The sequence below is a fragment of the Caulobacter sp. genome (assembly GCF_039596335.1).
Taxonomy (GTDB): domain Bacteria; phylum Pseudomonadota; class Alphaproteobacteria; order Caulobacterales; family Caulobacteraceae; genus Caulobacter.
In genome coordinates, this window is record NZ_JBCNJZ010000013.1 from 83,349 (window position 1) to 105,684 (window position 22,336).

Sequence of the window (22,336 nt, forward strand, 5' to 3'; positions counted from 1 at the left end):
CGTCGACTGATCTCAGCTGGCGCCATGAGCACCTCTCCTCAGGCCCGCTGGCTCGTCCCGCTCGCCCTCGTCCTGGCGCTCCTTGGCCTGTCGGCCGCAACCCAGATGGCCGGCCATCTCTTCGCCTATCCCAAGGCCTTCGGTCCGGGTTGGGCCGGCTTTGGCGCGGTACGGCTCTACGCGCCCTGGTCCATCCTCGGCTGGTATGGTCGATGGGCGGCGACCTATCCCCACGCCTTCGACCAGGCCGTGCTCGTGGGCCTGGGCGTCTTCGTCTGGCCGATCCTGATGATCGCGGGATTGACCCGCCGCTTCATCGCCCGCCCAAAGCCTTTCGGGACAGCGGCCTGGGGCCGTCTTGCAGAGGCCAAGGGTGCGAGCCTCCTGAACGGCGAGCGCCTGACCGGGCGCGTGCTTGGCCGGCTCAAGCGCCGCCTGCTGACCTTCACCGGCGTGGAGCACTGCATCATTGTCGGCGCCTCTCGCTCGGGCAAGGGCGCGGGGCACGTGGTGCCGACGGTGATCTCGTGGCCCGAGAGCCTCTTTGTCTACGACCGCAAGGGCGAGCTTTGGCACATCACCGCCGATCATCGCCGCAAGTTCTCCCACACCTTTTATTTCGCACCGACCGATCTCAACACCGCGCGGTGGAATCCGCTGTTCGAGGTCCGCAAGGGCCCCATGGAGATCGCCGACATCCAGAACATCGTCGGCATCCTGGTCGATCCCATCGGCCTAAAGCAGGGCAATCTCGACTTCTTCGACCAGAGCGCGGCCAACTTCTTCACCGGCGTGATCCTGCACGCGCTGTACACCGCGCCCGACGACTTGAAGAACCTGACCTATGTCCGGCGTCTGCTGATCGACATCAACGCGACCCTGGACGCCATGCTGGGCACCAAGCATCGCTGGCGGCCCGACCCGCGCGCGGCCGACGGCCTGGCGCGCGACGCCTACGGCGAGCCGATCGCCGAGGTCCATCCTGAGGTCTGGCTTGGAGCGACGGCGTTTCGCAGCATGGAGCCAAGGGTTCGCTCCAGCGTCCTGGCCACGGCCCAGAAATCCTTGGCGCTGTGGGCCGACCCGTTGGTGTCCAACGCCACCTCCTGGTCGGACTTCTGCATCGGCGACCTGGTCTGCGCCGAGGCGCCGGTGAGCTTTTATCTGATCACGCCGCAGGCCCACGCCGACCGCCTGGCGTTCCTGGTCCGGGTGATGCTGCGCCAGAGCATCAACAGCCTGATGGAGACGATCGACGCCGACAGCCGCGGCCGGAAAAAACGACATCGCCTGCTCAAGGTGATCGACGAGTTTTCGAAACTTGGAGCACTGCCGTTCCTGGAGAACGCGCTCGGCGAGATGGCGGGCTACGGGCTGACCGCGCATCTCATCTGTCAGTCGTTCAATGACGTCTTCAAGCACTACGGGGTGCACACCTCGATCTTCGATAACTGCCACGTGACGGCGGCCTTCGCGACGTCCGAGCCGACCAGTATTGAGCGCATCGTCAAGCGAGCCGGCCGGGCCCTGGAGATGCGCGAAAGCTTCAGCGACCCGCGCCTGGCGTTCGGGACGGGCCATCGCAGCCGCAGCCAGAGCGAGGTCGAGCGCTATGTGCTGGCCGAGCAGGATGTGCGGGCGCTGCCGGGCGACAAGCAGTTCCTGTTCGTCAACAACGCCAAGCCCTTCATGGCCGAGAAGATCCGCTTCTGGGAAGAACCGCTTTTTTCGGCTCACACCCGCGACTTCTTCCATGGCGAGCGGGCTCAGTTCGTCCAGACCCCGGAGACCTTGGACACCCCGGGTCCGCCCCCGATCGACTGGCTGGGCGTCCAGGCCGTCGAGCCATTCGAGCCCCCGATGCGCACAGCCGACGTCGCCATGAACATGGCCTGCGCGGACGGCCTCAGCGTCGTGGACCTGATCTACAGCGACGAGGAGGACCTATGAGCATCGTCCCGCAAGAAGCGCTGGACCGGAAGAATGCGGCCTTGCGGCAGGCCATGGGGCCGGTCGTGGCCCAGGCCTTGGCCGAGCCATTAGTGGTGGAGGTGATGGTCAATCCGGACGGCAAGATCTGGGTGGAGCGCCTGGGGCAGGGGAGGGTGTTCAGCGGCCAGACCATGGCGCGGGCTGACGCCGAGCGGATTTTGCGCCTGGTCGCGGATCACGTGGGCGAGGTGATCACCGCTGACCAGCCGCTGCTCAGCGCCACCCTTCCGCTCACCGGCGAGCGCGTGCAGGGCGTGTTCTCGCCCGTGACCGCCGGACCCGCCTTGGCCATCCGAAAGCCGCCGGCGCTGATCTACACGCTCGGCGACTACGTCGACCGCGACGCGATGACGATTGACCAGGCTAAGGCGCTGCGCGCGGCCGCCACCGACCGCGACAACATCCTCATCGCCGGCGGCACCAGCAGCGGCAAGACCACCTTCGCCAACGCCATCCTCGCCGAGCCCGCGTTCGCCGGGGATCGGGTGTTGATCGCCGAGGACACGACCGAGCTGAAGTGCTCGGCCCTGGATCAGATCGCTCTGCTGACCAAGCGCACGGCGCCGGTCGTGACCATGGCCGACCTGGTGCGCGCCGCCCTTCGCCTGCGGCCCGACCGCATCGTCGTTGGCGAGGTGCGGGACGGCAGCGCCCTGGACATGCTCAAGGCCTGGAACACGGGTCACCCGGGAGGGCTGGCCACCCTTCACGCCAACAGCGCGCGCGAAGCGCTCAGCCGTCTGGAGGACCTGATCGGCGAGGTCGTGCCGACCATTCCCCATCGCGCCATCGGCCAGGCCATCAACCTGATCGCATTCCTCAAGCGTGGACCTAATGGCCCGGTGCTCGACGCGTTGGTCCGGGTCGAGGGCTGGATCGATGGCGACTACAAGATGTCGCCAGTGGCGGCGGGTTCTTGATGACGGACGGCGAGGCGAATTCTAGATAACAGCCAAGCTCTGGTTGAAAGATCGCCCATGTCCTCGACCCTCGACTACGCCCGGATTGATCGTCTCGTGGTCAAGCGTGGGTCGGATCCGGAGCCGGGCGACTTCAAGTCGATGAGCGATCTGGCCGCCAGCGACCGGCTGGTCCTGTTGGGCGAGCCAGGCATCGGCAAATCGACCGCGTTCGCGCAGGCAGCCGCAGATGAAGGGGCAGAGGTCGTCAGGGCCCAGGACCTTGTACAGAACGGTCGGTCCGTCGGGGGCGCCGTCTTCATCGACGCCCTGGAGGAGTACCGGATCGGCGAGCCGGCGCGAAACCGGCTCGCTGACATCGTCAGGGTCCTGAAGGCGTCGAACTGCACCCGCTGGCGCATCGCCTGCAGGGCGATCTCGTTGCCGGAACCGGAGATCCGTTATCTCGACCGCGAACTCGGGGCGTTCGAGACCTGGCTGCTGCAGCCCCTCAGCCGTTTCGACATCCGCACGATCTTGACCTTCTGGGGTGAGGGCGACCCCCTGGGCTTCATGGGGCGCGTCGACGCCATGGCCGCCGGTGGATTGATGACCAATCCCGCCACGCTGAAGCTTCTGAAGTCGACGGTTCTGACGTCGGCCGACATCTCCACGCGGGGCGCGCTGCTGCGCGAGGCGACGCATCAGATGGCCCACGAGATCAATCCCGATCTTCCGGACCGAGACGATCGGCCGGAGCCAAGCCGCATCCTGGCGGCCGCCGAGGTCGCCAGCCTCGTTCTTCTGCTTTCGGGGCGCGAGGACATCTGGAGCTCGGGACGTGCGCCGGTCGGAAACCAGTTCGTCACCCAGGACCATCTGCTGGAAGCCCGGGTCGACACGCTGGCCCTGAGGTTCGCGCTCGACACGCCGCTGTTCGTTGGCGCCGGTGGCGCGTTCAAACCGACCCATCGCATCGTGGCGGAATATTTGGCCGGCCGGGCCCTGGCGCGCGCGACGGACCCCGCCCACGGCGCGGCGATCACCGTGGACCGCGCGCTGGCGTTTCTGGGCGGCGCGGAGGATCGGCCCGCGCCGGCGCTTTCAGGTGTCTTCGCCTGGTTCGTTTCCGAACTTTCGAGGACGCGCCATGTTGCTCGGGCGCTCGAGCTGGCGCGCGATAGCGCCGAGATGATCGTCTTCCATGGGGACCCAGCCATGCTGCCGACCGAGCATCGGCGCGCCGTCCTCGGCGAGATTGGCCGAAGCGATCCGTGGTTCCTCAGCTCAGCCCGCGGCGCCACCGCGATCGGCGGGCTGGCGGGCGAAGACCTGGCGGCGGACCTGATCGCCGTAGCCGAGGATCCAGATGAGAGCGATCACCGGCGGATCCTGGTGCTGGAGGCGCTTTCGATCGGCAAGCCGGTCGAGAGTTTGCGACCTCGATTGCTGGCGATGGCCGCTGATCCGAACCTCGTCGAAGGGTTCCGCCGGCGCGCCCTCAACGCGGCGCTGAACGGCGCTGCCGATCCGGTGGAGATTGGTCGCGCACTCCTCGGTGGGTTCTCGACTGAACCTGACGGCGGCCCGCTGTTGTTGCGCCTCTTCGCGCTTTCCGGACTGATCGGGAAGGGCGCGACCGCCGCTGAAGTTCACACGCTACTTCGGGAATATGGATCCACACGGGACCGAACGACCGGAAACCTGCGTCCTTTGACCGATGCGCTCATCGCGACGCCTATCCCTGAGCTGTTCGACGCCCCCTTCACCGAGGCCTCCCGGCCGCTTTCCCGGGGCTATGAGCTGGCAGACGCTCTGGAACGCATTCTCGCTGCGACCGTCCGGGCTTCACCGGACGTCACTGGCAAAACGATCGTCACATGGGTCGCGAATCTCGGACTGCAGCCCTATTCGGACTACAAGGCCGTTCTTAAGGAGGCGATTGCGGATTGGGCGGCCGCTGCGCCCGAACGGCCACAGGCGCTGTACGACGCCATCGTCGCCTCCCAGCAACGGAGAGGACTTTGGAACGCCAACTATCTGTACGGCACGATGGTCGGCAGCCAAGTCCCGGAGACCGTCAGGGAAACCGTGGTCGCCAGGCTGGAGGCCGCTGCCGCTGAGGGGCAACCCGACGAGGAAAAGCTGGTCGACCTCGGCGAACTGGCCGCGCGTCTGACCCTGGCGGGCCGCCAGCAGGACGAGCTTGGCGACCGAACGCAGGCAGTCTTGGACCTGCGCCCGACGCTTCACGGCAATACTCTGACTTGGGTGGTGTCCTCGCGAACGCGGCCTTGGGAACAGGACGAGGCCGAGCGCCTTGAACGCCAGGCGGCCGAACGCCAAGCTCAGCAGGACTCGGACCGTAAATGGCTTGCCGAGCATGCCGAGTCCGTTCGCAGTGGCTTCCAGACCGGCGCTCTGGTCTTCGCCGCCGGCGTCGCCCTGGGTCATGAGGATGGTGACGCCGTCGAGGGGGGCGAAGACCGGCTGATCTCCCGGTTCGGATCCGAGATCGCGAGCGACATTCGGGAAGGCTGGGAGCGGCTGGCGACGGATTTTCCCTGCTCGGTGGAGGAGCAGGGTCAATATGAAGGGCGGCGGCTGACGGACCATCTCGAGACCGTCGCCGTGGTCTTCATGGCCGAGCGTCTCGCCGCGGACCAGAGCTTCGCCTTGCCGCTGCCGACGGCCTTCGCCGTACTGCGCGGGGCGTACATGCTTAGCGAAGACGCCGCTCGCATGGCCGTCGCCAGGATCGCCATCGACCGGATCTTGCGCGATCAGGGCGGCCGAGACGCCTTGCTGACCTTCTGGGCCGAGGCGCTCAGGACTGGGGCCACCCACGTGCCGCACCTTACGGATTTCGAGTCCGTGGGCTCGGGCTTGGCGGCCGTAGTCGAGAGCCTCCTGCGGCAGCATCCCGATCTTCCTGTTGAGGGCTTGTGGCCGGCCATCATGGCCGCAGCACGGCTCTTGAGTCCTGGAGATCTCCGCACGCTGGTGACCGAGAGCTTGGCGAAGGGTCTCTCCTTTGAAGTTGAACGGCAGTGGCGGATCCTCGCCTTCGCCCTCACTCCTGGGTCGACCGGGACCCTGTTCGATCAGGACGTGGTCGATGACGATGGTTATCGTCGCCTGAGTGAAGTGGTGAAGGCTGCGGTGGAACGCGGCCTAAGCCAAGGCGCGACCGAGGCCCTGGATCGAGATCGTATTATCGTCGAGCGGCTTGGGTCGCTGACGGCGCCGGCGGCCAGTCCTCACCAGCAAGGCGTGCTGCAGCAGCTTGTGTCCGGGGCCATTCACCGCCTCGCGGATTCGCCGCTCGCGGCGGCCGGTGTGATCCTCAAGGATTTGACCGAGGCGCCGGCGCTTGCGGTCTGGAACGAGCTCTTGCGCAATCGGATGAGCGCTCAAGACGCTGTCAGAAGAGAGGCCGAGTTCGTTGCGCCCGCCCCTGGCGATGTCGCGCGCGCCTTGACGGGTGGTCCGCCGGCGACGCCGGCCGACCTGAGGGCGGTGCTGCGTGAAGTGCTGGCGGACTTGGGCCAGGATATCCTCACCGGTCCGACGTCGCCTTGGCGCGGATACTGGAATTTTCCCTCCGGCGCGGACGGCTCGCCCAAGGACGAGAACGACTGCCGCGATCTCCTGACCGACCGCCTCAACGACCGTCTGAGACCGTTCCGCATCCCGGTGGCGCCGTCCACGGAGCATCGCAGTCGGGGGAACCGTCGCGTAGATCTGGTGCTGATCGGCGAGAACGCAGCCTCTCTGCCGATCGAGGCCAAGCGGCACTACAACAAGGAAATTTGGACGGCGGTTCAGGACCAGGTCGTCGACTACGCATTGAGCCTGCGATCGTCGGGCCACGGCGTCTACTTGGTGTTCTGGTTTGGCGCCGAGTACGAAAAGGTGCCGAAGGTTCCCGCCGGTTTAGAGCCAATCGATAGCGCCAAGGCGCTGCAACAGGCCCTGACGAGCCAATTGCCAGACGCGGCGCGAGGCTTCGTGGACGTCGTCGTGCTTGATGTCGCCTACCAGCCGACCCAGACCGAGATCGATGCTGCGGCGAAGGCGGGCCAGGAGCCGCCCGCCAAGCCGACATTCAAACCGCGCGGCGGAAAGGACGGAGCGGATCCAGCAGGCAGTGCGTAGGTGCGTCCGAAATATGTATACAAATTTCGGACACTCATCACTTGCCAATGTCCGAAATTTGTATACATATTTCGGACATGAGCGCCCCGAGATCATATCTGACCTCGATCATGGATGACCGGATCGCCAAGGCTTCCGGCCGGCAGGTCTGGACGCCGTCGGACTTCACCGACCTGGGCGGTCGCGATGCCGTGGACAAGGCCCTGCAGCGGCGAGCCCACCAGGGCGTCCTGCGCCGGATAGATCGGGGCCTCTACGACAAGCCCAAGCTCAACAGCCTGACCAAGAAACTCAATCCGCCCGATCCGGCGGCGGTGATCGACGCGGTGGCGCGGCGAGACCACATCCGTCTGCTCGTCGACGGCATGACGGCGGCCAACGACCTGGGCCTGACCAACGCGGTGCCGGCCAAGATCGTGGTCCATGCCGACGCGCGCCTGCGGCCGATCCAGCTGGGCCAGCTGGCCATTACCTTCCGGCCGACGGCGGCCAGCAAGCTCTTCTGGGCCGGCCGGCCGGCCATGCGCCTGGTCCAGGCCCTGCATTGGCTGCGCGACACCTTCGATCAAGACGAGATCGGCCAGGACTACAGCCGGCGCGTGGCCAAGCTGCTCCAGGACCCGAAGGCAGGGCCGGCCATGCGCAAGGACCTGGCCGAAGGTTTCTCGGCCCTGCCCAGCTGGATGCAGGACTTGATCCGCCCACATCTTGCCGACGCCCTGACCGAGCAGGCCATCGCTCCATGATGAACATCAACTTCGACCAGCTGGTCAGAGCCGACGCCGAAACCCGCGAGGGCGTCTTCAACACCACGGCCCAGCGCCTGGGGTCGACGCCCTCGAACATCGAAAAGGACTTCTGGGTCTGCTGGACCCTGGACGTTCTCTTCAACGGCCTGCCGGGCGATCATCGCCTGCTGTTCAAGGGCGGCACGTCATTGTCCAAGGGCTTTGGCCTGATCAGCCGCTTCTCCGAAGACATCGACGTGACGGTGTTCCGTGAGGATCTGGACTCGACGACCACGGTCGAGACGATCAAGGACATGTCGAAGACGGCGCGCGGCAAGTGGCTCGACGCCCTGAAGGCGACCTGCTCGGCCTACATCCAAGGTGACTTCCGGGCCCAGCTGACCGACCTGACCCGGGCCTGCATCGCGCGCAATGGGCTGGAGGAAACCGCCTTCACTGTCGAGGTCGATCCCGACGACAAGGACGGACAAACCCTCTTGCTGCGCTATCCGGCCGTGACGGCCGAGGACGCCTATGTCCGCAAGGTCGTGAAGATCGAGAGCGGCGCCAAGTCGGCGCTGGACCCGCATACGTCCCGGACCGTCAGGCCCTACGCCGACGACGACCTCCCCGAGATCGACCTTGCCGTGCCCAACGTCACCACGGTCGCGCCGGAACGAACCTTCTGGGACAAGGTGGTGATCGTCCATGGCCTACGGCGCACGTTCGACGCCAAGGGTATCCTGCGTGGTGATGGACAGAGGGTGTCGCGTCACTACTACGACCTGCACCGGCTGATGGAGGCGGGGGTGGCCGCGCGCGCCTTGGCGGACATGGACCTTGGCGCCAACTGCGTCCTGCACGCGCGCTTGTTCTTCTTCCGCGCCGACGCCGACCAGGCCAGCGCTCGTCCCGGCAGCTTCGCCCTCGTGCCCCACGATGGGATGATCGATCGGCTGCGGGCCGACTATGTCGACATGAGCGGCATGATCTTCGGGCCAGTCCCCGACTTCGATGTGGTGATGGCCAGCGTCTCTCGGCTCGAGGCTGAGCTGAACGCCGCCGCGCCGTGGCACGAGGACAACGACGCGGCACAGGGCTGAGAGATCAGCCGATCAGCTGGACGAGGCGCTCGATGTCGCGCATTTCCTGCCGGCTCCAAACGCCCGGGGCGAAAGAAGAATTCAGCCTGGGCGACTCGCGGTGCTACCGGAGGGTCTCTGGGCTCTCGAAATAGGCCGTGTCGCTTCCCTCAGCATGGGCGACAATGGCGATGTCGAGGGTCTTGCCGTCGTCGAGCGCTAAGCTGGCCCGGCCTTCACGAAAGGCCGCGCGCATCGCTTCCGGATCTCCCGTCAAGCCGCCCTTGGCCGAGCGTGTGCCGCGGTTGCTGTCCAGCATCTGGAAGGAGAAGGCGACTGGATGGGCCTGACGGGCGAGCTTCAGTTCGCCTTGGCCGGTCCGGGGAGGTTTCGAAGATCTTGGCATAGTGCCACAACGCTCACGCTCGCGTGTGGCTGCGGGCAAAGCTGTGGAAGAAGCAAGAAAGGGTGCGGCCCGGCGATCGTCGGGGGGCGTCTGGCCGGGCCGCTGGCGTCCCCAGGGCCAAATGGCGCCGTGCGGACGCTATGAAAAGTCGTGGACAGGAAAGGCGTTCCCCGTCGGCGGGAGATTATCTGCCGTCCTCATCGTGCAGCGCCACGGTCAAGTCGAAGGCGGTGATCGTCACGGCGGACCTTTGGCGTTGGGATCACCGGAAACCGGATCGGCGTCTGCCGGACGCGCTAGGCTAGGTGCGGGTGGACCAAAACGAACGCCACGATGGCCGCGGCTGCAAGGGCGGCAACAACCATCGCCAGGCCCGCCCAGCCGGTGGGGGACAGAAGACGACCGGTCGGGCGGGAGCGAGCAGGCATAATGGCAATCTAAGGCGCCGCATATGGCGACGCTAGGCGTCGCCGTGTCGCGCCCACCATTCTGCATAGGGCGTGTTCCTGGCCATATGACGGTTGAGGTCGGGCGCGCCGTCGGTCCACCAGACCGGGCCGCGCTCGCCCAAGCTGACCTTGGCGGCGTGGACCTTGGCGCGGGCCGCCGAAAGCGCCGTCCCGTCGCACGAGGCCAAGGCCTCACGGACCGAACGGCGCGCGGCCATCAGGACGTCGACAAAGCACTGGCGCACCTCGGGAGCAAGGTCGGGGTTGCTTCGTCGCCAGAGCCGACCGCGCACGACGATGTAGCGACCGTCCGGCGTGACTGGCGGCGTGCTCATTGATCGATGTCGATCCAGGTCGGGGCGTGATCGCTCGCGCCCTCCAGACCCCGAACCCAGCGATCGACCCCGGCGTCCCTCAGGTCTTCCGCGAGATTGGGCGAGATTAGGAGATGGTCGATGCGCAGGCCCTTGTCTCGCGGCCATCGCTCGCGCAGGTACGACCAAAAGGTCCAGGGCGCATCACTGGGATGCAGGGCGCGCAAGGCGTCGGTCCAGCCCTGATCGAGCGGGCGATGGAAGGCCGCGCGGCTCTCGGGGCGGAGCAGGGCGTCACCGCCGTAGGAGTGGTTGGGATAGATGTCGGCCTCTGTCGGCACGACGTTGTAGTCGCCGGCCAGGACGACGGGCGCGCCAGTCGCCAGCAGCGCTTGGGCGTGAAGCGCCAGGGCCTCGAACCAGGCCAGCTTGTAGTCGAACTTGGGGCCTGGGACCGGGTTGCCGTTGGGTAGGTAGAGGCAGCCGATCAACACGCCGTTGACCGCTGCCTCGATGTAGCGGGACTGGGCAGGATCGGGCTCGCCCGGCAGGGCCGAGCGGGTCAGCACGGGCTCGGCGCCGCGCGCCAGAATCGCGACGCCGTTCCAGGTGCGTTGGCCCTTCCAGACCGCGCCGTAGCCCATCTGTTGAAGGGCCTCGGCCGGAAACCGGCCCTGCTCCGTCTTCAGTTCCTGCAGGCAGACGACGTCGGGTTGGGCGTCATCCAACCATTCCAGCAGCGGGTCGAAGCGCTTGAGCACGTCGTTGATGTTGTAGGTGGCGATGCGCACACCGGCTCAACCGTTGCCGTCGCGACTGCGTTCCCAGGCCGCGGGAACGGTTTGGATGACCTGCGGATTCGTCTTTTACAAAGGAGACCGCCATGTCCAAACGTGAACTCATCGAGCCCACCCCCGGCGACAAGCGCTATGTCCGCCGCGATGACCAGGGTCACTTTTCCGAGGAAGTCGACGTCGGCAAGTCTTCGGCCGTCGACCAACGTCGCCATTCCAGCCATGACGCCGGCCGAGGCCAAGGCGACAAGGGCGATCGGCAAAAGCACTAGCTCGCTGGGAACCGCGTCCCATGGCGGATCGCTTATCTAGCGTCCGCCGCGTCGCGTTTCTGGTGGACGGGGGCCGGCTCGTGTGCACGCCCTCTTGCGTCCGCGGGCCGGCCGACCCCTGGCGACAGGGCGCGCTCCACCCCATATCCTGGTCATGCCCAAACCCCTCGCGGCCCAGGCCGCTCAGCCGATCGTCTTCGAGGACGACGCGCTTCGTGTTGGCGTGGTCGTTGATCTCGACGAAGTCCTTCAGCGGCGCGAGGCCCTGCTGGCCTATGCCGAGGCGTCCCGACCCGTCCTGATCTATCGTTTTACGTTTCCGGAGGGGGCGACCGTCAGGGCGATGGGGCCGTCTGGCGAAATGCGGGCCGCCCACGCCCAGCTGGAGCTGATTGTCGGCCTCACGGGCGGAAGCCTCGTGAAGAGTCATCAAGGCCTGGGCGCGCGGATTCCCAAAATCTCCGCCGCGCGCTTCGAGATGGTGGCAGGGCCGTTGATCGAGGCCTTCCTGGTCTCCCTGGATCTTGGCGGCGACGCCCAGAGCTAGACCTTGGTCCAGCGCCCTTGCGCTCGATGGGCCGAGGGGTCAGCCTGCGGCGATGGACATGGATCAAGAGGCTGACGCGCTTCTCGCGCGCATTCGGGCTCTGCGCGATGAGCTTCGCGCCGGACGTCTTTCGGCGCGTCAGGTCGAGGCCTATCGCGATCTGGGCCGGCAAGTGGATCAGATCACGCGCCAGATGGATGAAGCCCCCGATCCGGAGGTCGCCGAGCGATTATGGATCGACGGGGCGCAGTTCATTCGAACCTTTCTCGACGAGAACTTCGAGGCGCCGACGGTTCATTAGAGAGGTCAGCAGAAATTTCGGCTGCGCTTGGCCCAGGACAGGTCGCCGGCGTCCGCGCCGCGATCCTGCAGGCTCGACAGCACAGCGCCGAGATCATGAAGCTTGTAGGCGACCAGGTGGACGACATCGCCCTCGCGCTGGATCCGACCCTCCACGCCCAGCAGGTGCGCCGACAGCGCCACCCGGCGCTGCTTCTCGTAGAGCGTCTTCCAGATCACCAGGTTTGACACCCCGGTCTCGTCCTCCAGGGTCATAAACATCACGCCCTTGGCCGTGCCGGGCATCTGCCGCACGAGCACGAGGCCGGCGGTCTTGATGAACTGGCGATCGCGTCCGCCGGCGGCGGCCTGGCATGGCCGATAGCCCTGACCAGCGAGTTCGTCGCGCAGCAGCGCCAACGGATGGCGGCGAAGGCTCAGACCGACGTGGCCGTAGTCCTCGACGATCTCGCGGCCCTCGGTCATGGCCTTCAGGTCCGGGGCCGGCTCGTTCAGCTCCGAGGCACCCGCCTGGTCGAAGAGGGGGAGGGCGGCCTCGCGCAGGCCCTTGATCTTCCAGCCGGCCTCGCGACGGGCCAGGCCAAGGCTCGGGCGAAAGGCGTCGGCCTCGGCCAGGCGTGAGAGCGCGCCCGGACCGATCTGGGCGCGACGCCAGACCTCGTCGACCGTGCGATAGGGATCGGCGGAGAGTACGCCAAGCCGCGTAAGCATCTTGCCGAAGGCTTTGTCCATCTGGTGCCAACGGCAGGAGACCAAAGCCTGTTCCTTGGAGGACCCGGGCCTGGCCGAGACGGTCGTCCTAAGGACGGTCAAGACCGAAGGATTCGGCTCTTGACGATGGGCGTGCGCTGACTAATTCAAATGCGCCGCCGGGCCCCGCAGGGCTCGGACTTGGGGCGCCGAGCGCTTCGACGCGCCCCTCATATCCAACTTGCTATGCGAGGAGATGGAAATGAGCATTGCGTTCGATCACACCCCTCCGAACGCTTCGCCGGAGGGTCTGTCGGCCAGAGCCCGTGCGGCTCCGTCGCGTGGGCGGCCGAACGAGCACGAGGGCCTTGCCCCGGCTGCATGGAATTCCTGGGACGGTGCTCGACCTTGGCCGGTGCGGCCCGCCGTCGGCTTCCTGCACCCGCTCGAGGTCCTTAAGGATGGCGACCTCGATGTGCAGGCCAAGCGCGAAATCCTCGCCGCCTGGGCCTCGGACGCCAGCGCCGTGCCCCATCGGCCAAGCCAGAGATGGCTCTTGGGAACCCCAGCCCCCGTGCCGCTGAGCGAAGTGCTTTCGGCGCTCAGCCGGCTAGATAGCTTGGGCTTCTCATGAGTTGGGGCGGACGGTCGGCCTCCGGGGCCGGCCGTCAACCCACTCGTCCGTCACGAAGTTTCGCCATGACAGTTCGAGTTTTTGTCGAGCCGATCGATCAGGGCTGGGCGGTCCGCGCCTGTCAGGTCGAGAACGGCATGTTCTATCGCACCGGGGCAGAGGCCGAGGCCGCCGCACGCGACCTTTGCCAACGCCTGGCTGACGCGGGCGAGCCGGCTGTACTTGAGATCAAGCTGCGCGGCGGGGCGCGGGCGGGGCGGTTTCTCTTTCCTCCCGATCCGGCCGCGCCGTTGATCGGCGGGTTCGACGGTCCAAGGCCGGCGCCAACGCCCAAACATCCTGCTCGGTTGGGACCGTATCGATCATCCTCGGCGGCTTAGCGGACTTAACGTCGATCCATCGCCCCATCGCGGTGGACGGTCAGCCGACAGTCTCTTCGACGGCCAGACGCATGCGGCGCGCCCCAGCCGTCAGGGCGGCCGAGGCCACCGAGAGCGGCGTGTTGGCGCGCAGACGGCGTTGGGCCTCGGTGAAATCACCGCGATTGATGAGTTCGGCGACGTCGGCGGCGGCGGCGTGGAAGTCGCGGTGCGCCTCGAGGAGGCTCAGATACGCGTGATTTCCCGGCCAGCGTCGCCGGCCCTCGCCCTGCAGCCAGCAGCCCAAGTCGCACGTGCTGTCTGCGCGCAAGGCGCGCGCATCGACGCGGGACTGGCTGGCGATGGCCTCATGCAGCTCATCGCGAACTTGAAGGTGACGCTGTGCTTGTTCCTGAAAATCCATGACGAACCCTCTTTGGCCCCCCTTCGCCATACAAGGGCGAGGCGGTTACCAGTCGATGACCGCCTGGGCGTCAAACGCAGATTTATCGATGGCGGACCGGACCTCGCGCAACCCCAACCCGCGCCAAAGCCCTGAAGCCCGTCGGGCGTCGATGGCGCGGCGGACGGCCCGGCCAAGAGGGCAGGTCACAAGAGTTGTCCCGCATGGCGTTCCAGCGCCGCGCGGCTGGATCATCCGATCCGGAATGGCGCGCTAGAGGTCGGCCGGCTGGAAGCTGGCTGGGTCCAGGCCCTCGGCCACGCCCTTCAGGAACAAGCCGTCGCGCTCTCCGTCGTAGTCCTCGACTTCGTAGATCTGACCAGAATGCACGCCAAGATGAGGCAGGCTGACGCCCGTACGCACCAGCTGATCGCCCTGGCGAAAAACGCGTTCGGTCATCGAAGTCTCCTTGTTCGACCAAGGATCGCCCGAGATGTCGATCGCCGCCAAGACACGACTGCGTCAGAGGCCCGATAGTGCGGACGAAATGGGCTTCTGGCCGCTTCAATCGATCAGGCCATGTTCGGCCAGAACCCGCTGTTTGATCTCGGCGATCATCTGCAGGGCCAGGGCCGCGGGCATCACCTCCTCGATCCTTTGGGCGGCATCCCCGCCTGCGCTGGACCGCGCCTCGGCCAGGGCGCGGAACTGCCGAGACCGCGCCGTAATCCATCCGACCACGATGTCGCGCACGTCTTCAGGTAGGGCGGCCGCGTCGGCCAGGGCCGCCAGCCGGTTGATGGCCAGCGGATGGCTTTCCTCGCCGCCGCTGAACGCCTCAAGGAAAGCATAGCTTCCGAACAGGAAGATCAGGCTGGACTGGATATCCTGGCGATAGTGCGGTTCGATCAGTTCAAGCGCGTGGCGGTCGGCCTCAAGCTCCTCGGCTTGGTAAAGGCTGAGGTGCTCGGGTTCGAGCAGGGCCATATGGCCAATATCGTTTCGTGCGCCGCCGGCCAGGTGCCCAAGCTCGACATGGGAAAGTTCGTGCAGCAGAGCGAAGGCGATGGCGGCGGCCACGCCCAGTTTGACGTTCTGGCGCCGACCCGGCCCGAGCATGTCGTGTAGGGGCGGTAGGGGCTGGCCGGTGCGCAGAAAGGCCGAGAGCAACGAAAAGCCCGCCATGGAGAACGCTTCGGCCTCCAATAGAGCGCCCTCGCGTGGGTCGACCCTTGTCTCGGGGCGAAGGGCGATCAGACCGTCGAGCACGGTGATCAGATCGGCGAAGAAATGGACCTGCTGGATCAGGCCATTGAAGATCACGATCTGATGCTGGGCGCCGTCGAAGCGAACCGAGGCCAGGGGCAAGGGCGATGCGACGCCATAGAGCTCGACCCTGTCGAACCGACCCAGGGCGCTCGGCGCGAACAAATCCGGTGCGACGGTGAGCATCGATCGCAGTGATCTTGATTCCGCGCTGTCGCGGGTGGCCACGACGCCCTGGATACGAAGCTGTCCGGCGGCCGCGACCGCGGCCTGACGGGCGATGCGGGTCAGGCGGGGCAGGTCGGCCTGGACGATCTCGATCAGGGTGTCGGTCGTGAGCATGACACAGCTTCGCCCGAGCATGGACGGTCCTCAACCCGATGCTGCGCCGTTCAGTCCGCCGCGTCGGTGATCCATGCGATTCCGTCCAAGGGGGCCAGAGCGCGGATCATTCGCTCGCGGTCCGCGCTCGCCGGCGTCAGCCAGCGCGACGCGGCCGCGCCAATCCGATCGTGTTCGAGCGCGATCGTAGCGGCGAGCAGGCCCCAGACCCTATCGAAGACAAGGGCCAAGCGGTCGATCTCGAACCCGACCATCGCGCCGACGCCAGGGTCGAGCGCGCTGATCAAGCCGATGACCTCGGCGCGTCGCACGCGAGGATGGGGATGATCGCGCCCGCCCAGGAAGGCGGCGGCTTTCAGTTGGGCAAGGTCGCTCGCCTGCTCCCGGGCGAAGAGCTCGGGGCTGACGATCTGGGTCAGCATGCGGTGGACGGTGTCGAGCGCCAGCAAGAAGGCGCCCGCGCCCGTCACGTTGCCCGGCAGGCTGTTGGTTCGCGATCCGTAGACGGCCACGCGGATCATCGCGTAGGCGTCGGCGTCGGACTCCTCGCGCTGGTGACGATAGGTCTGTCGCAGCCGCTCGGGGTCGAGGGTCAACCCGGCGCGAAGGCAAGCCTCCGCGAGGGCGGCGGCCATGCGCTCGGCGTCGCGCTCAACCGACTCGTGGTTGACCGCTGTGGGGTTGCCGCAGCCGACTTCCAGGTGCAGCGCCTCATGCCAGAGCACGAACGCGATGAACGATTGGAAAAGCGTGTCGGCATAACGCTCGACCAGGCTGGATCCGGCCAGCCGCGGGGAGGGGAAGTCGACCTCGCCCTGGGTGATGTAGTCGATGAAGAGCTGGGCGATGTCGAAACACGGGCCCTCGTCGGCCGCGACGAAGGCCTCGACCTGCTGTTTGGTGCGCACGAGGATTGCGCCGTCGCGCTCGAAGAACAACAAAGGCGTGACGAGGGCGCAAAGCCGGCGGGCCAGCCGGACGAGGCCTTCCTCCACAACGATGGCGCCGCGGTCGCCGAGCGGCACGGCCATGGCGTTGAAGTCGCCGGTCGGGGCGGTGGCCAGGATCACGTCCCGCACGTAGTCCGACTGGAACGGCAGGTGCACGGCGGTGTAGCGCCAGACCAATTGCAGCCAGGCCTGCAGGGCTGGGTCCTGCAACGGCGTGGCGGGGGTGATCGAGAACATTTCCTCGAGGCTGCCGACCAGCCCGTGATCGAGGGTGACGGACGGATCCAGTCCCCAGTCGAAGTCGAGATAGCCAGGCGCCGCATCGGCGAGGCGCCTGTAGGCCTGCCGGCGTTGTTCGAAGCGCTCGGCCAAGGCGCCTTCGTCGACGCCGATCCGCGCCCAGGCCCGGGCCTGGAGCCGGGCCACGATCTCGCGAAGGTCCAGAGGCGCGGCCTGAGCGCCGATCGGCACGGCTCAGAGCTCCGCGTAGGTCGGCCGGGGCGCGTCTCTATAGACAGCCAGCGCCTCGTGGAAGCGCGGGTGCACGCCGGCGTGGCCCAGGCGCACGAGAGCGGGGAAGGCGTTCATGAACAGCTTGTCGAACATCAGGTCGATGGCGTTGGCGAACGTCGCCGCCGGCCCCTCATAGTCACCCTTGGCGAACCAGAAAAACAAGGCCGCCGCCCGGATCCCCGGCGCGGGATGGGCGTCCTGCTCGCTGCGCCAGGCGGCGACCTCGGCGTGGACGCGGGCCCAATCTGTGCCGTGAGCGACAGTGTAGAGCGTCCGTTCGATCAGTTCGAAACTCTTGAAGGCCAGATAGGCGCCCCAGAACCCCGTCAGCGCGTCGCCGCGTTCATCCAGGGCCGCGTCGCATGCGATCTGCAACCCGAAAGCATCAGCTTCCATCTCTTGGGCCTGGGCGCGTTCCAGCGCAGTGAGCTCGCCCATATCGGCGATGGCGTCGGGAACGGCGCCGACGAGATGGCCTTGTGCGTGATGGGCGAACTCATGGGCCATGACGAAGGTCTCGAAGCCGCCGCAGAGGACAAGCGCCAGCTCCAGGACCGGCCGGGTGACCACCCATGGCGGCAGGGTGCGCACCCAGCCCTGGCCGATATAGTTGTCGAGAACGGCGGCGAACCACTGCGCCGCCTTTGGCGCCAAGGAGACCGGATCGGCCGCGCGTTCGAAGTCGAGATCGGCGTGATCCTCGGTGGCGCTGGCGGGCGTTATCAGGACGGTCGCCACCACCTTGCTCATCATGTAGGCGAACGACCGGATCTCGTCGTCGAACAGGATCGCGATCTCGCCTTGGTCGGCGCGGATGGCGCGTGCGTTGATCTGGCCCGTCGGCAGGGTGGCCAGCAAAGGGGGCTTGCCAAGCGTGCGGCCGCGGGAGCGGTTGAGGGCGTCGACACGGCCCCACAGGCGCCGCAGGCCCTCATAGGCCCACGGATCCTGTAAGGTCAGCGGCGATCGCGGCGGCGGCCCGGCCGCCGTGTCGTTGAACTGCCCGAGGAGATGTTGGGCGTCCGAGGGCAGCTCGACCCCGACGCGACCGTAGGCTTGCGCCAGGTCGTCCAGAAAGCCGGCCGTGCTGTCGACGTCCAGCTGGCGCATCAGCCAGGGCGCGTCGACATAGGCCGCCCGCTGCAGATCGTGGACGAGCGCGGCCAGGGAAGGGGCCTGGGCCCGGCGGCCGCGCAGGTTGATGACATTGCGCTCGCTTGAGCTTTCACCCATCACCTGCTCTCCGCCGATGGTCATGGCCAAGGTCATCACGCAAAAGGCGTGGCGCCTAGGGTTTACGGGCAAAGGCGGTCCGCAGTCGCGAACCGCCCTGCAGAGCTCACAAGGTCGGCTGGAACACCCGGCCGCTCAGTTCGCGCCAGGCGCCCAGGCGCCGCAGATCGCGGATCCAGAAGACGCGCTGGACCCACCGGATCGGCGCGCCGTCGGCCGTATAGCTCGGCTCGAAGGCGCCGCGTCCGTGACCCGCCACGCGGTTGTTGATCAGCAGCAGCATACCCGGCTGCAGGATCACCTCGCCGGCCACACTGTCCAGGGCGGCGTGGAAGCGGGTCAGGACGGCTCCGGCTTCCGCGTCCAGAGGCAGGGTCATGTCGCCGTAGAAGGCGAAGGCGAAGCTGAGATCCTCGTCCTCGCCCGCGACGATCGCGCAGACCTGGCGGCGGGTCTCGCCTTCACCCAACCAACGCTTGGGCAAGGAGATCGAGTACCGAGCCTGGCGCAGAACGGCCTGGTCCTCGGGCGATAGGCGCTCGAAGGCGGCGCGCGCATCGGCCACGCGGGTGGCCGGCGCGCCGCTGGGATCGGCGACGAGACCGATCAGCGCCAGGCCGTCGGCGCAAGGGTCGCCGGAGCAGCGACGCGCGGCCGCGGTCTCGATGTGGAGATCGAGCGGCTCGCGCGACCCCAAGCCGGTAAGGGCCGACCGATCCCGACGGCGCGGGCTGAGGTTGTTGATCAGGCCCCGTCCTTCGGGCGCGACGCCGTAGGGGGCGCCGACATGTCCCGCCGCGCCCAGCAGCAGGCCTTCACTGAGCCGGCTGGGCTTGCAGACCATTTCCTGATCGGTGTCCTCGGGGCCGTGGGTCAGGGTCGGATCGAACGGCAGGTTGGTGACAAGGACAGCCGCCGCGCCGCGGCCATCGGCCATGGCGGTCGTCGCGGCCAGCAGGGCCGGGGGCGCGAGGCGACGCCAGCGGTCCACGGCGTCGGACACGGCGGCGTCGACGGCGCTGATGGCGGTCGGCAACTGGAAATCAGCGAAGCCGTCCGCGAGGCGGATATGGGTCTGAGCGTCGAGGGCGTAGGTTTGGATGGAATGTTGGATGGACATGGTCGTCTCCAGTTCAAGGAAAGCGACCGCCTCAATAGGATCACGACAGGGAGCGTGGTCACGCCGATTCCCGAACCTGGTTCGGGAGCCCGGCCACGCGCGCGCGAGAAACAGGGGGACCGGTTGGGCGTGATCATCGAGGCCATGCGCGAGAAGCTCGGGCTCCTGAGCCATCTTCGCGGCGTCACCGCCGAGGCGTTGGCCGAACGCCTCGATCGCAGCAAGCAGACGGTCTCAGGCTGGGCGAACGGCACGAGGACCTCAGCGCCGGGCGAGACGCCCGAGGCGATGCTTCAGCCTCTGGCTGAGGCGCTGGCCGACATTGTCGACGCCCTGACGATCGACCAGGCCAGGGACCTTTGGCATGGTCCGCTCGACGCCTTCGAGCGGGCGATCCGCGATGCGGCGGATCCGCGCCTGGCCGACGTCCTGGCCAATGCGCCGCGCCGCAAGATGCTGACCTTCCGCAAGCTTGCCTCAGGCCAACGGCATTTGGTGCGATTCCGGCGCCAGGAGCCGGACTGGCCAGGATTGCGCGCCTCCGTCGGCGACTTTTTCGAACTGGACATCGACGGCCCCTTCGGCGGCTGGTTTATCCTCCTCATCAGCAGCCCCGTCGGACTGCATCTTGCCGAACCGATCGCGGGGCAGGGCGGGCGACTGGACAGCCGTGGTTTTGGCCGCGTGCCGGGCCCGGCCGGCAGCGCCGATTTCGGGCCGCCGGCCGGCCTGCATGAGTTCATTCTTCTCGCTGGAGAGGGGCCCGCCAGTTTCACGGTGGGGGACCGAAGCGACGAAGACGAGACGCCATTGGGTCAGTTCGAACAGGACCAGCTGGCGCGTGAACTCGTCACGCTGGCCCGCGGCCGCCCGTGGTCGAAGGATGCGATCCAGGTGATGGTCGAAGATTAGAGCCGCAAGGCCATGTCCCGGGCTGACCCGGACGCCACGCTTTTTCGCGGACATTTCCGTGTGCGTGCGGCCCCGACTCAGGGCGTCTTGGGCGCGGGTCGGAGCGGCAGGCGGCGATGGGCGAGAGACGATCGGTCAAGGACCAAAACAATGCGTTCGCCAACGCCGCGGTCATCGCGATCGAGAGCGTAGCCCATCCCTTGACGACGACCGAGTTCGGCATCGACCAGGAGGTTTTGACCTTCAACACAAAGGCAGGCACGGTCACGCGCCGCGTCCCTGGGCCTAAAAGTCCGGCGCCGATCAGTCCTCAGTTCAAGTTGGTGTTCGTGTCAGTGCTGGTGATCACCGGCGTGACCGGCCTTTTCTTCCTCGCTTCGTCGATGATGTTGGGAGCCCATCCGACGCCGCTTCAGAGCGCGGCCCTGGAATGGTCGAAGACCATCGCCCAGATGGGCGTGGGCGCGATCTTCGGGCTGCTCGGCGGCAAGGTCACTAAGTAGCCCATGGGCGCTGTCACCGCGCCGTAGGCCAGCCTGACGGTCCCCTGTCGCCAGCGGCTATGATCGCCGTCCGCGTGCGCCACAACCCAAACATGGTCCGCGTCCGCGTTCGGCGCCACAACCTTGGCCTTGCGGTGCGATCGCGCGGGGCGTGACCGAAATAGCCTTCAAGCTTGGCATTGCAAGCGCCACGCCGACGATCCACCTTCGGGGCAGGGGAGGGCCTGATGACGTCGCCGAAGAGACCTTGCTGCCTTGACGTCCAGGCGTGGCGGACGCCAACGCGTGCAGAGCACTTGGCCTATGTCGGCAAGCTCAAGGACAAGACCTCATCGGAGAGCGCAGCGGGCGCCAAGGGCGATGCGCTCAGCGTCCGGCATCACCTGAGCACGCTGGACATGTATTGCTATCTCATGGCGCGCTTCGGAGCGCCCAACGGCATCCAAAGCTTCCTGCGCCGCGACGACAGCGACAATCTGGTCCACTGGGACTTCAACCTGAAGGCCGGCGCGGCGGACGTCTACATCATAGCCACCTCGCGCGAGGTTCATTTCATGATCGCCGAGCCCATGGCCGACGCCGACTGGAAGGCCCTTATCCTCGCGCTGAAAGCGGATTTCGCCCGGGTCGGCCCGGAGAAGAAGACCATCCTGGACGGTCTTGAGAAGTGGTCTCTGTTTCCCAACAAATACGTGGCCATCGCCGGGCTATGCGCCGACCATCACGCCGTCATCACCGACGTCCTGGCCGGCGGTGACCCGTTTGAATTCGACGGCCGATCCGCCGTCGCAGCGCATCGGCCTGAAGACGATGAACCGGGCAAGACCCGCATGGTCGAGTCTCCCGACGCGGCGCTGTATGGCGCCTGTTTACAGCTGGCGCTCCTGACCCCGATCATGGCCGAGGCCTTCATCAACATGGTGATCCTGGTGCTGTGCCGTCCGGAGGTTCGGACCGACAAGCGCCGCTACGACGCGTTCATCCGCGAGCAGATCGACCTCAAGATCGCGGACCTCTCCTACAAATGCCGGGGTTTCGCCACAGCCGTCGACATGAAGTCCGACGTCGCCAAGGCCTTCAAGCGCGTCATGGACAAGCGCAACAATTCCATTCACGGCAACATCGATCCGGTCCGCGAAGGCATCGAAACCGTGTACTTCGACGGCAAGCGCCCGCTCTATCCCGAAGGCGGCGACCACATAGGCAAGTTCAAGGCCTCGCTGGCCAAACACTACCGGCCGCTGGACGCCGTGGCGGACTACGAGGCCACCCACATGATGCTTGTGGAGATCATCGAGGCGCTGGAGCCGAACCTTCAACAGCAGCTCTGGACGATCCTGGGCGATGCCTATCCGGGTTACGACGAACGTCGTCAAAAGGTCGGCAAGCTGTTTCCCGACCACTATGTCGGCGGCTACCTGCAGGGAATGCGCTATGACGACGACCTCGAGGTCGAATGGTGACGGGCCC

Annotated in this window: 22 protein-coding genes; 12 read left to right on the top strand and 10 right to left on the bottom strand. The window is 66.7% G+C overall.

What is annotated here, in order from left to right; translation table 11 throughout:
- Positions 1-24: 24 nt before the first annotated feature.
- The 5 genes from ABDW31_RS23105 (at position 25) to ABDW31_RS23125 (ending at position 8,880) form a co-directional block, all read left to right on the top strand.
- Positions 25-1,950: a type IV secretory system conjugative DNA transfer family protein gene (locus ABDW31_RS23105; RefSeq protein ID WP_343699647.1), complete on the top strand. Its 1,926-nt coding sequence runs from the start codon at positions 25-27 to the stop codon at positions 1,948-1,950.
- On the top strand, positions 1,947-2,912 hold the full coding sequence (trbB, locus tag ABDW31_RS23110) for a P-type conjugative transfer ATPase TrbB (RefSeq protein ID WP_343699648.1): 966 nt from the start codon (positions 1,947-1,949) through the stop codon (positions 2,910-2,912). Before ABDW31_RS23105 ends, trbB begins: the two co-directional genes overlap by 4 nt.
- Positions 2,913-2,969: 57 nt before the next feature.
- A complete protein-coding gene (locus tag ABDW31_RS23115; RefSeq protein ID WP_343699649.1) occupies positions 2,970-7,049 on the top strand; it encodes a hypothetical protein in 4,080 nt (1,359 codons plus the stop codon).
- 77 nt (positions 7,050-7,126) lie between these two features.
- Positions 7,127-7,795 (top strand): DUF6088 family protein, encoded by a 669-nt coding sequence (locus ABDW31_RS23120; RefSeq protein ID WP_343699650.1) that lies wholly within the window; start codon positions 7,127-7,129, stop codon positions 7,793-7,795.
- Positions 7,792-8,880, top strand: coding sequence for a nucleotidyl transferase AbiEii/AbiGii toxin family protein (locus ABDW31_RS23125; protein ID WP_343699651.1), 1,089 nt, complete (start codon positions 7,792-7,794; stop codon positions 8,878-8,880). The genes ABDW31_RS23120 and ABDW31_RS23125 overlap by 4 nt, the downstream gene beginning before the upstream one ends.
- 103 nt (positions 8,881-8,983) lie before the next feature.
- Here ABDW31_RS23125 and ABDW31_RS23130 read toward each other — a convergent pair whose 3' ends face one another.
- The 3 genes from ABDW31_RS23130 to ABDW31_RS23140 all read right to left on the bottom strand — a co-directional run bounded on the left by ABDW31_RS23130 (position 8,984) and on the right by ABDW31_RS23140 (position 10,819).
- The gene (locus tag ABDW31_RS23130) at positions 8,984-9,178 is read right to left on the bottom strand and encodes a hypothetical protein (RefSeq protein ID WP_343699652.1); all 195 of its coding nucleotides are present in this window, start codon (positions 9,176-9,178) and stop codon (positions 8,984-8,986) included.
- A gap of 547 nt (positions 9,179-9,725) precedes the next feature.
- Complete coding sequence (locus ABDW31_RS23135) at positions 9,726-10,049, bottom strand: hypothetical protein (protein WP_343699653.1); 324 nt, start codon at positions 10,047-10,049, stop codon at positions 9,726-9,728.
- Positions 10,046-10,819 carry an exodeoxyribonuclease III gene (locus ABDW31_RS23140; protein WP_343699654.1) on the bottom strand — a complete coding sequence of 258 codons (774 nt, stop codon included), beginning with the start codon at positions 10,817-10,819 and terminating at the stop codon, positions 10,046-10,048. The genes ABDW31_RS23135 and ABDW31_RS23140 overlap by 4 nt, the downstream gene beginning before the upstream one ends.
- A gap of 92 nt (positions 10,820-10,911) precedes the next feature.
- On the opposite strand from ABDW31_RS23140, the gene ABDW31_RS23145 reads away from it, so the two are divergent.
- The 3 genes from ABDW31_RS23145 (at position 10,912) to ABDW31_RS23155 (ending at position 11,942) form a co-directional block, all read left to right on the top strand.
- Complete coding sequence (locus ABDW31_RS23145; protein ID WP_343699655.1) at positions 10,912-11,094, top strand: hypothetical protein; 183 nt, start codon at positions 10,912-10,914, stop codon at positions 11,092-11,094.
- Between the two features lie 154 nt (positions 11,095-11,248).
- The gene (locus tag ABDW31_RS23150; protein ID WP_343699656.1) at positions 11,249-11,641 is read left to right on the top strand and encodes a hypothetical protein; all 393 of its coding nucleotides are present in this window, start codon (positions 11,249-11,251) and stop codon (positions 11,639-11,641) included.
- 58 nt (positions 11,642-11,699) lie between these two features.
- Positions 11,700-11,942, top strand: a complete 243-nt coding sequence (locus tag ABDW31_RS23155; protein WP_343699657.1) for a hypothetical protein — start codon at positions 11,700-11,702, stop codon at positions 11,940-11,942.
- A gap of 5 nt (positions 11,943-11,947) precedes the next feature.
- On the opposite strand, the gene ABDW31_RS23160 is transcribed toward ABDW31_RS23155, so the two are convergent.
- Positions 11,948-12,673, bottom strand: a complete 726-nt coding sequence (locus ABDW31_RS23160; RefSeq protein ID WP_343699658.1) for an OB-fold nucleic acid binding domain-containing protein — start codon at positions 12,671-12,673, stop codon at positions 11,948-11,950.
- A 657-nt stretch (positions 12,674-13,330) separates the two neighbouring features.
- Here ABDW31_RS23160 and ABDW31_RS23165 point away from each other — a divergent pair.
- A complete protein-coding gene (locus tag ABDW31_RS23165) occupies positions 13,331-13,645 on the top strand; it encodes a hypothetical protein (RefSeq protein WP_343699659.1) in 315 nt (104 codons plus the stop codon).
- Positions 13,646-13,685: 40 nt separating this feature from the next.
- Here ABDW31_RS23165 and ABDW31_RS23170 read toward each other — a convergent pair whose 3' ends face one another.
- The 6 genes from ABDW31_RS23170 to ABDW31_RS23195 form a co-directional block, all read right to left on the bottom strand.
- Complete coding sequence (locus tag ABDW31_RS23170; RefSeq protein WP_343699660.1) at positions 13,686-14,048, bottom strand: CZB domain-containing protein; 363 nt, start codon at positions 14,046-14,048, stop codon at positions 13,686-13,688.
- A gap of 252 nt (positions 14,049-14,300) precedes the next feature.
- Positions 14,301-14,486 (bottom strand): hypothetical protein, encoded by a 186-nt coding sequence (locus tag ABDW31_RS23175; protein WP_343699661.1) that lies wholly within the window; start codon positions 14,484-14,486, stop codon positions 14,301-14,303.
- Positions 14,487-14,591: 105 nt separating this feature from the next.
- Positions 14,592-15,635 (bottom strand): hypothetical protein, encoded by a 1,044-nt coding sequence (locus tag ABDW31_RS23180; protein ID WP_343699662.1) that lies wholly within the window; start codon positions 15,633-15,635, stop codon positions 14,592-14,594.
- A 50-nt stretch (positions 15,636-15,685) separates the two neighbouring features.
- Positions 15,686-17,056, bottom strand: a complete 1,371-nt coding sequence (locus tag ABDW31_RS23185; RefSeq protein WP_099539225.1) for a hypothetical protein — start codon at positions 17,054-17,056, stop codon at positions 15,686-15,688.
- A 3-nt stretch (positions 17,057-17,059) separates the two neighbouring features.
- Positions 17,060-18,355 carry a hypothetical protein gene (locus ABDW31_RS23190; protein WP_143324241.1) on the bottom strand — a complete coding sequence of 432 codons (1,296 nt, stop codon included), beginning with the start codon at positions 18,353-18,355 and terminating at the stop codon, positions 17,060-17,062.
- An 82-nt stretch (positions 18,356-18,437) separates the two neighbouring features.
- Positions 18,438-19,451, bottom strand: coding sequence for a TauD/TfdA family dioxygenase (locus ABDW31_RS23195; protein ID WP_161495670.1), 1,014 nt, complete (start codon positions 19,449-19,451; stop codon positions 18,438-18,440).
- A 123-nt stretch (positions 19,452-19,574) separates the two neighbouring features.
- Between ABDW31_RS23195 and ABDW31_RS23200 the strand changes: the two genes are divergently transcribed.
- The 3 genes from ABDW31_RS23200 (at position 19,575) to ABDW31_RS23210 (ending at position 22,329) form a co-directional block, all read left to right on the top strand.
- Positions 19,575-20,363 carry a helix-turn-helix transcriptional regulator gene (locus ABDW31_RS23200; protein ID WP_143324242.1) on the top strand — a complete coding sequence of 263 codons (789 nt, stop codon included), beginning with the start codon at positions 19,575-19,577 and terminating at the stop codon, positions 20,361-20,363.
- Positions 20,364-20,563: 200 nt separating this feature from the next.
- On the top strand, positions 20,564-20,866 hold the full coding sequence (locus tag ABDW31_RS23205; RefSeq protein ID WP_143324243.1) for a hypothetical protein: 303 nt from the start codon (positions 20,564-20,566) through the stop codon (positions 20,864-20,866).
- Positions 20,867-21,093: 227 nt separating this feature from the next.
- Positions 21,094-22,329: a hypothetical protein gene (locus ABDW31_RS23210; protein WP_143324244.1), complete on the top strand. Its 1,236-nt coding sequence runs from the start codon at positions 21,094-21,096 to the stop codon at positions 22,327-22,329.
- The last annotated feature ends 7 nt before the right edge of the window (positions 22,330-22,336 follow it).